Raw genomic sequence first — 9,361 nt, forward strand, 5'->3', positions numbered from 1 at the left:
TCTATATATGTCACGATTGAATCTTTCACATATGTTTGAGATTCAAATATGTAATCCTGTTGTCTTACCCATGCATTTTTTTAAAAGCTGCATGATATGTTAGGCTATTTTACATTCTTAAACGGGACTTAACTAACTAAGTTGTTAGAGCCTTTTTATCTTGTAGTCATAAAAGATTCTTTTAAATTTTTTATCCAAATAGATTTATGTAAATCAGTATAAGAAATCCAATTTCCTGTTTCATGAGAACCGACAAATTCGTTATAGATGGGATGCCAAATAATGAGATACATCTCATTTTCGTATTGTATTTTATCAAATTGACGTAAAGGTTTTCCTAATTTATCGGATTGACCGATAGGTATCGCTCCTTTGTCTAAAATTCCTTTAAAATGTTTCAACGGCATCACTCCTTCGTACAGGTTTATATATATTTTTTTTAAAGGATGTCGTTTTTCCTCTTTTATAACTGATTAAAAATGAACACTTTATACATACATGCAAAGCAATCCATTGAGGGTGTTACAAAAATCATACATATTCAAAAATAAATGCATACAGATATCCGTTTTTCTGAAAGAATGATTGTACCTATTTGCAAACCACAAATATTCTTTGCATGATTTTTCAGATGATAAAATATAAATTGTCTTAATTTTCAGTATTATACAAGTAAACTCACGTACAAACCGTTTCATTCTTTCAAAATTAAAATGTTAAAAACTGTACCCTTATCTCCACTAAACCACGAAAAACTAGAATAAGAAAGTTTATTACAGACTAGCTTCGTATTCTTTTACTCTTCTATAAAATGTATTATTTTTCATTCCTACTCGTTTCATCGCTTCTACTGCCGTAATCTTGTGCTGTTTCCATTCTTGATATACGGATATAAATGTATGATCAATTTCAATTTTCTTTCTACCAAATGTAATACCTTTTTGCATAGCCACTTCAATTCCTTTTTTTTGCTGTTCCCGTGTTCTTTTTCGTTCATCTTCAGCCATATAACTTAATAATTGTAAAATTAAGTCTGAAATAAGGTTTTCAATTCCATTCAAATCTTTATATCTCATTGTGTTGAGAAGGGGCATATCTAAGACAACGATATCAATTTGTTTTTCTTGACTCAATTCTTGCCATTCAGCTAAAATCATTTGCTTATTTCTACCTAATCGATCTAATGATTGTATATATAAAATATCGCCCTTTCTCAGCATACGTTTCATCAGTTGATATTCAGGGCGCTTAAAGTCTTTTCCACTTGCTCTATCTATACATATATATTCTTCACTAATTTCAAGTTCTGATGCCGCTGCCAACTGTCTTTCTATCGATTGACCTTTACTACTAACTCTTATATAAAAAAATCTCCTCATATAAATTCCTCCTATCTATCTTTGAACCTGTATGCTAGAATTTGAGATGTTATAGGATAAATGTATCATATTTTCATGTCATATTCTGTACCATGCACATGACATGTTTCAAAATTCATTTTGTTATTATTATGAAGTGTAAAAGCGGTAAAGAAAGCCCCGTTTCAAAACGTATACATTTTGAAACGGTGACTTCTTTACAAAAAAGGGGGGGGGGCATCTCTCCTCTATTTTATTCCCATTGTTATGAAATTGCTGACTCAGAATATGCGCTCCTTTTCATATTCTGTCAACGCTCTATATTGATTATATATATAAATAACTTTGCGCCTCTTCACAAAAAAATCCCCTAACTTATTTGTTAGGGGATTTCCACGATACTTTCTAGGGATTTCGTCAAACGAAACGAAATTTTTCTCATTATAACATATGAATCCACACATACATAGTTTCAAAAGGGACATAGAACAGATTTCGTCTTTTTTTCATAATGAGTGTACATTTTTTGATAGAAAAAAAGTAACTACTCAGCTTTTTTCTATCAAAAGACATGATAAAACTGTATTCCTTTTGTGTAACCCATACATATTATGATTTCATCATAATAAACACAAAGCATAAAATCAGAACGTGCTTGACTTACCTACTTAGTAGTAATAAAGTAGCCATTCTCTTACTGATTTCAGTCAGAATGGTTCTATTCTTACATCCTTGAAAAAGCTTGTCTCTTTTTTACCCAATTTTGATTGTATTCTACTAATCATCAATCAGAATTGCATCGATTTGATCACAACCTACGACAAATACCGTACCATTATTTCGAACAAATGTCGCAACTCCAGTTTTTCTATCAAAACTTACAAACGCATCTACACTTTTATCATGTCCACCAATAATGAGTGTATCCACATCATCCCCCGCTGTTAATGTTTTCAAAAATTGACAGATGGGTGAAGACATTCTTTTATGATGAGAATCATGATGACATTGTCTGCACATATACACATTCCCTCCATTTTCATAGAATCAAATTTCTATCCTTATCCATTGATAGAAACAGATAGATAATATATTTTTTATCATTTCATTATATGTATACATCTCTTAAAGGGTGTACTTGTCTACACACATATTTGGATAAGCTGTCAAACTGATTTTTACCTGTCTATAGTCAAATCCGTTCTGGTGCAAACATTTCTTATCTGTGGAGAAACTTCTCCATAAAATCACATAAAATAATTTTATTCGAATCACTCAATTTTTAAAATTAACTTTGTAATAGAACCAAGAGTGTAACAATACTAACATGTAATCATTCAAACAAAAAAGAAAGATGAAATAAGGGGCGTGTCAGATGGCGAAATTAGGATTTACTGCAAATAGTGGTTCAAATACTGTTACCATATTTGATACCAAAACAAATACTGTAATAAACAATCTATCTGTTGGTACAGGTCCATATGGTGTAGCCATTACTCCAAATGGAAAATTTGCTTATGTAGCAAATTTTGATTCAGATAATGTATTCGTGATAGATGTAAAACAGCAAAGTGTTAGTACTATCATACCTGTTGGAAATCATCCCGCTGGTATTGTCATTAGTCCGAACGGAAAACGTGTGTATGTGATGAATAATGGTTCAGATACTGTATCAGTTATTGATAGTAAGACAAATTTGGTAATTGCAACAATTCCGGTTGGGGATGGACCTATTTTAGGCGCTGTTTCACCAAATGATCAACTTTTATATGTTCCGAATGATGGAACCGATAATATATCTATAATTAACACGAAAACGAATATGGTGATTGGTACAATAGCGGTTGGGGATGGGCCAAGACAAGTTATGTTCACACCAAACGGACAATTTGCTTACGTAACAAACAGTAATTCAAATACTGTGTCTGTCATAAATGTCCAACAAAGCATGGTTGTTGACACCATACCTGTAAACCCTCAACCAAGAGGGATTGTTATGACTCGAGATGGAAAGTTTGCTTATGTAGCAAACTTTGGGGCGAATGCTGTGTCTGTCATTGATATAAAACAAAATATTGTAATTACAACGATCCCTGTTGGCCTTCAGCCAAGAGGGATCACGATTACTTCGGATGGAAAATTTGTTTATGTAGCAAATTTTGGTTCAAATAATGTATCGGTGATCAAGGTAAAAGATAATGTTGTGGTGGATACAATCGTAGTGGAAGATAGCCCGATTGGTATAGATGTAGAATAAAAGGGTAACTACTCAGCCTCCTTTTGGAGGCTGAGTAGTTACCTTTTTTTATGGTACATACACCCAATTGTTTCTACAGACATAGAGTGCACTGTAAACATAAGGAGGCCTGATAAAATGAAAAACGAACACAATCATTGTCAATGTGAGCAAAGACCACTCGAGAATGAGATTTATCAAAATTATAGTGCAGGTTACTATACAAATGGCATTCTACATTTTTTAAGACGCTTAAGCCCTGGTACATGTATTATCATACAATACGACTGTCAACCACCAACAACAGGAACATTTCAAGGTTTTCAAAATGGACTTGTGATTTTATCTGACTTTGACTGTTTTCCAGGACTTGCGCATCTGGTAGTTGATAAGATTAATGTAATTACGCTGGGTTCCATTCCATGTGATCTTCCACGAGAATGCGAGCGTCGTTAATTGTAAGAAACATCCATAGAAGCAATTTTCCTCTCTACACATAAAAATTGTTTCACGTTTTATATCATAACAAGCAGGCTCCCTACTACTTCAGGGAGCCTGCTACCTAATGGATCATTCGCAATCCATTCGAATCAATTCTATACTTTCTATCATAAATGTTCCCGCTGTCTCTCCAATCTCAATACACACGCGATTCGTTTCTGGGAAGATTTCCACCGTTTTCGTTACATAATCAGAAAGGTCAAGGGTACTTTCTTCTACCATCGGATATTCATCGACGCTATCATCACATCCACAGCCCATTCCCTGATGATTGGTCATGTTTGTGTTGCTAAGATATACATTGGGTTCATAATGATTTGGTGAATAGTTGCTCATCGTCATATTCTCATTCGGATATGCGTTTTTATTGCAACCGCATTTGCACACCGCCCCTTGATTCGTTGGCATATTGATATTGCCAGGGTATGCATTCATTTCGTAATGGTTCGATGGATCATTCATCATACTATTTTCATCACTGTACGGAGTAAATCCAAAACTCTCTGATTGATCATTCATAGGAGTAGCGCCAGGATATGCATTTCTTCCATAATTGTCTGATGGATAGTTCGACATATCTTGATTTCTAACATACCCATTTGTTCCATATGCTTCTGTATAAGAGGTCACCATATTACGCTCAGTATAGCGTTCGCGAAGTGTAGAACGGTTATTAGATGCGGCCGGACTTGTCGCCCCTTCACCAGCTATCAACTTCAATGTTTCTGTATTTTCTTCCGTACCATCACTAATCGTCACATAGCCTTCTCCAGATCCTTCTTTTCTTGCCGTTACACGTAACACATAGCTATGTTCTGGTTCCACACACACCTGTTGCGAAATGGTTGCACTCCAGTCTGAAATCACGAGCACAGATTCCTCTCCAATCTGTTGTACGTCTGCACCTTCTGTGCGATTCCAGTTTGACAATCCCGCAGTGAAACCCCCATTAATCAGCACATTTCGCTGATCATATAACCACCGGGCTGTCGCAACGACGTCGGAAAGTTGTTGAAACATGTCATATGCATACGCTACACCCGGTACTCCTGATACATCCCCTTGTAAGAATGCATTGTATACATATGGAATGTTCTGCACCAATTGTTCCGCACGTAAAATATCCTGTAATGTGATAGCCGTTTGCAAACGATTTTGATTAGAATTTGTGAATAACGTCTGCATCGCATCTCGTGCGATTTGTACCGCCTTTTCAACCTTCATTTGTTTCTCTACCCATTTTTTCTTCCATTTTGGCTCTCGTTTTTGCATACGAGTTAAGGTATCTCCCGTTAGCGGTCCTACTTCTACCACTTCTATATTATCTAGTGTTGCCATACCATCTGTCGTTCCCACTTTAAACCCAACCCAGATGCCTAGATCTCGCTCCATATCGAGCTCACCTATATCAATAGGGAACTTAAATTCATGTGGATCTTGACACACCATATTTGTCTGTTGAACCATCATCCCGGCTGCAGTCTGATATCCATTCTCACATGGATTACACCACATGTCTTGCGGCATCCTATTGCTTGACATAACGGGATACGGAGTTGATTGCAATAAAGATTCTCCTGTACACGGATTGATTGGGATGATATCATTCGGTACATTCATTTTCTTATGCACTTCTTTATCATATCTCGCGACGAATATTTCTAAATCTGTACTATTCCCCACAAATCCTCGTACGATGTAGCGGGTATATGGTTTTAACTTTGCTTCCTCTATCTTTTGATATGCATACGTTGGAAATATTTTATCACTCAATATGGGATGATTTGCACTTGGCAGATTGAGATAATGATCTTTAAAGATCGGATTATCCGCTATCGTGTATACATGAGCACTTATGTTCCATCCATCTACGCCAGACCAATCTGAAGAGTCAAAATCTCCATAGTTTAATAGATTCCGTTCCCGACTCAAGCGTTTTGCACATTTCACTTGATCCAGCAAACACATTTTTTCTTTTGGATGGATTTGATCAGATAGACACTCTACTAATGTTGCCACCTGATCCACCTGATAATCTGTGACGTTCAATTGTAAGGTCGTTGGATTCGAAAACAAGGCATGGACCGCCTCTCGCGCTTTTGTCACATTGTAATTCATTGAACATCCTCCTTCGTGAGCTTTGCTTTAAGATGCGTGTTAAATGTATATTTTAACCAAAAATAATTACACTACATCGTTTTAACTCAACCTAGTAAGTTTGAATTTTTTATTTGTGGTGCCGTTATTAGTGTATACTCCAATATTTGTTCCATTTGCAGTACCAGAACCACTTACATCTAATACTCTAGTTTGATTAGACTTATTTTGTAAAAAAACATATTCTGTATCTACAACGCTCTGTTGAATGATCCAATACTGCTCTGGACGGTTTGCATTAGAGACTGCTCTCACATTATCTCCTTCCGACCGCTGCCAAGTTAATACTAAATTTTCATCCGCTATATTTTTAATTTGATACGCTCCTTGACCCGAATCATAAACGAACCTCCATTTTTGGTTAGCAGCATTACCATTTTGCCATAAGTGAACATTCTTAGTGCTTGGATCCATATCTACAACACTACTATTATTTAAAGCTGTCACGATTTGATAGATACCAGGAGTTACTGGTAGTTCTGGCGTTGGTGGTTCTGGTTCTGGAATAAATTCAATTTTATCAATATAGATAGGGCCACCACTATTACAACGTAGCTCTATTTTAAATTCTTCTTCATTTGCGGAAAAATTGAAGGTATCCAAGTAAGTGAAAGCGCTATATGTCATACTTCCGGAAAACGTTCGTTCAACCGGATAGTTATCGTTTTCCCGCCATCCGTAAGAATCATCATACCTCCCTACAAATAGATTGGCATTACCTTCACTTGCGTATCGGATTCGAACTTTATATCCTCTTGTTCGTGCAGTGGCGGACGGTCTTACTTTCACACGCAATTGTGTCCATTGCTGATTATACGCAGGTAATCTTACAAGATCCCCTCCCGTACTACCAGGACCTCTTACCACCGTAGCGCCATTATCTACGGCATTTCCTTTCACCGCCGGAATTTGAGTCGTTTTATCAGATACTATTGTATTTTCTGGTGTTAAGCTGTTATGCAACCAGCCAAATCCAAATAATCCTACACACTTTAACCCCTTAGTGCCACTTGCAAGTTTAGATTCCATTGCATTTCCATAGGATAGGCGATGCGTGGCTGGATAAGAACTGGAAGGAGGAGATATACTTGCCTCATGTACATACGCATACTGCCCCCCGAAGGACGACTCATAACATTTTCCAAAAGCCTTAATCCTTGCACCTATAGGATTCTTAAAATCAAATGCACACGTGACTTCATTAGTTGTTATTCTCAGGCCACCAATGTCATTAGATGTAACGTTCTGGATCGAAGAATATGCCTGAACAGGTGACAGCCCTTCCTCCCAGGTGGAATTACTGCCTGTGAGAGACAGCCTGCTCTTTATCCCTGCATATTGCTCCAAATCAAAATAGCCAGGATTTGATGACATATAAAAGGCTAAGTTTGTTAGCCACGTAACGAGATGAGGTGACCGCACAAAATTACGTTCGATAACTTCCCAATTTTGCGATTTATTTTCAACTTTACCGTACGCTGTTGAATAGACCTCCCTTGATAATTGAATATTCACACCATTGGGGTTTGTATATTTTTCTATATCATATGTTGGCCATATTGCTACCAAGTCTAATGCCATAAGAGTCACGTCTCTTCGAAAATCATTCATAAGATTCCAATGAATCACGGGAATGTAAAAATCAGTCGTAGATCCACTAGTGGTATACCCTTTTAAATATGGATATTTATTATAGTCTTTTATATTCGGTTTTAAGGCGACGGCTTTGTCTAAACCTACCTTATAGGTATTCACACAATAATCCGTGTAATCTGCTGTACGTCTTCGAAACCTAGTATTAAAATCCACAACTTCTGCCGGGGTCATCCCCCAGTCCTTTCCGAAGTTAACTGCATCTTGTAATAAGAGCAAATGTAAATTAGCTGCTTGTGCATACACGGTTAGTAAAGGAACCTCAAAATCCAGCACTCGAAATGAGGGCATAGCATACTCCATAAACGAATTCGTAATACGGAATTGTGAAAGTACCCGTGCTTGAGTAGCTGCATTACTAGGATTTTGATTCCAATCCTGGGCTGCCTCCTGATATAACTCCAGGGTAGCTTCTACACCTTCTAATTCTGAAATAGCTTTGCTTCGTACGGCAATTGTAATATTTTTATCTATAAGGTATTCTACTGCATCCATGAATTGTCGCCATTGCGTTTGTTGTTTACGTTGTTTCCAGAGGATTTTAAAAATGGCAGCAATACCTTTCGCTGCAAGTGCTACACTACTACGAGCTGTTCCGGTGTTTGAAAGAGTAGCTTCAGTAACACTTAACGCTGTAGAGACAGCCTCATTTACATTTGCCTGTTGCGCTATATTGTAGGCCCTTCCAACACTCATGTTCATCACATTTTGATCATTCATGTTTTGCAACTCAGAACCTGGTACATTCGCAAGTGGATACCTCAGCTGACAAGGCATGCTATCACTATCCAGTGTCTCATATTCATTATGATTACATTTTTGATTCATCGACAATCCTCCATTTCAGTTTTAGCCCTCTTATCCCATACCAATATAGTGGGATAAGAGGGCTATGCTAAAAAGTTAGCGTTTCTATCAATCGAAGAAATTGACTTCCTTTTGATAGCTGAGATAAACCATACATCACTTTTTTCTTTCCATCTGGCATGTTTATGCTACAACAGAAAGAAATATGAGGATTCACCTGTTCTGCGTCTTCTAAAATAGCTGCAGACTTGTTTTTTTTCTATATCTATTTTATTGACCTATCATTAAATGGGGGATTTTTTAAAATAAGTAGAACGCTTCCTATCCTCTTCTATTTTATGAACTCAACGTATACCCATATCAATTACGAAGTTCTGTCATACGATGTACAGATAGAAAAAGGAAAAAAGGGGGCCATACTATGTGCCGTTTTGATCATGATTTTGATGACGATTTTCGCCGTCGTCGCTTTGATTGTAGACATAATCACATTCGTCGTTTGCTACGAAAATTAAGTCCAGGAACTTGTATTCGCATCCAATTTGGTTTTCAAAATCCCGTAAATGCTATTTTTCAAGAGGTTTCATTTGATGGCTGCACGCTGATTGTAAGTAATCTTGATGATTTTGATGACTGTGCAGCTTTTACC

General features: G+C 36.8%; 8 protein-coding genes. 3 read left to right on the forward strand and 5 right to left on the reverse strand.

The window, feature by feature from the left end:
- Nucleotides 1–155 precede the first annotated feature (155 nt).
- The 3 genes from ACP6L7_RS34960 to ACP6L7_RS34970 all read right to left on the reverse strand — a co-directional run bounded on the left by ACP6L7_RS34960 (nt 156) and on the right by ACP6L7_RS34970 (nt 2,378).
- A complete protein-coding gene (locus ACP6L7_RS34960; RefSeq protein ID WP_430529839.1) occupies nt 156–407 on the reverse strand; it encodes a hypothetical protein in 252 nt (83 codons plus the stop codon).
- 366 nt (nt 408–773) lie between these two features.
- Complete coding sequence (locus ACP6L7_RS34965) at nt 774–1,379, reverse strand: recombinase family protein (protein ID WP_430529159.1); 606 nt, start codon at nt 1,377–1,379, stop codon at nt 774–776.
- Between the two features lie 756 nt (nt 1,380–2,135).
- Nucleotides 2,136–2,378 carry a hypothetical protein gene (locus tag ACP6L7_RS34970; RefSeq protein WP_430529160.1) on the reverse strand — a complete coding sequence of 81 codons (243 nt, stop codon included), beginning with the start codon at nt 2,376–2,378 and terminating at the stop codon, nt 2,136–2,138.
- A gap of 355 nt (nt 2,379–2,733) precedes the next feature.
- Between ACP6L7_RS34970 and ACP6L7_RS34975 the strand changes: the two genes are divergently transcribed.
- Entirely contained in the window at nt 2,734–3,615 is an 882-nt protein-coding gene (locus ACP6L7_RS34975; RefSeq protein WP_430529161.1) for a beta-propeller fold lactonase family protein, read from the forward strand.
- Nucleotides 3,616–3,732: 117 nt separating this feature from the next.
- Nucleotides 3,733–4,050, forward strand: coding sequence for a hypothetical protein (locus ACP6L7_RS34980; RefSeq protein WP_430529162.1), 318 nt, complete (start codon nt 3,733–3,735; stop codon nt 4,048–4,050).
- A gap of 114 nt (nt 4,051–4,164) precedes the next feature.
- On the opposite strand, the gene ACP6L7_RS34985 is transcribed toward ACP6L7_RS34980, so the two are convergent.
- Together ACP6L7_RS34985 and ACP6L7_RS34990 are read right to left on the reverse strand one after the other, a co-directional pair.
- Entirely contained in the window at nt 4,165–6,213 is a 2,049-nt protein-coding gene (locus tag ACP6L7_RS34985) for a hypothetical protein (protein WP_430529751.1), read from the reverse strand.
- A gap of 81 nt (nt 6,214–6,294) precedes the next feature.
- Nucleotides 6,295–8,733, reverse strand: coding sequence for an insecticidal delta-endotoxin Cry8Ea1 family protein (locus ACP6L7_RS34990; protein WP_430529752.1), 2,439 nt, complete (start codon nt 8,731–8,733; stop codon nt 6,295–6,297).
- A 400-nt stretch (nt 8,734–9,133) separates the two neighbouring features.
- Here ACP6L7_RS34990 and ACP6L7_RS34995 point away from each other — a divergent pair.
- Nucleotides 9,134–9,361: hypothetical protein (locus ACP6L7_RS34995; protein WP_430529840.1), on the forward strand; the 228-nt coding region annotated here is incomplete at its 3' end.

This window comes from Bacillus silvicola (genome assembly GCF_050524305.1).
GTDB lineage: Bacteria > Bacillota > Bacilli > Bacillales > Bacillaceae_G > Bacillus_A > Bacillus_A cereus_AT.

What these genes read in the sequence shown, in the direction of transcription:
- ACP6L7_RS34960 (WP_430529839.1), bottom strand. Translation starts at nt 407, where the DNA reads ATGCCGTTGAAACATTTTAAAGGAATTTTAGACAAAGGAGCGATACCT.
- ACP6L7_RS34965 (WP_430529159.1), bottom strand. Translation starts at nt 1,379, where the DNA reads ATGAGGAGATTTTTTTATATAAGAGTTAGTAGTAAAGGTCAATCGATA.
- ACP6L7_RS34970 (WP_430529160.1), bottom strand. Translation starts at nt 2,378, where the DNA reads ATGTGCAGACAATGTCATCATGATTCTCATCATAAAAGAATGTCTTCA.
- ACP6L7_RS34975 (WP_430529161.1), top strand. Translation starts at nt 2,734, where the DNA reads ATGGCGAAATTAGGATTTACTGCAAATAGTGGTTCAAATACTGTTACC.
- ACP6L7_RS34980 (WP_430529162.1), top strand. Translation starts at nt 3,733, where the DNA reads ATGAAAAACGAACACAATCATTGTCAATGTGAGCAAAGACCACTCGAG.
- ACP6L7_RS34985 (WP_430529751.1), bottom strand. Translation starts at nt 6,213, where the DNA reads ATGAATTACAATGTGACAAAAGCGCGAGAGGCGGTCCATGCCTTGTTT.
- ACP6L7_RS34990 (WP_430529752.1), bottom strand. Translation starts at nt 8,733, where the DNA reads ATGAATCAAAAATGTAATCATAATGAATATGAGACACTGGATAGTGAT.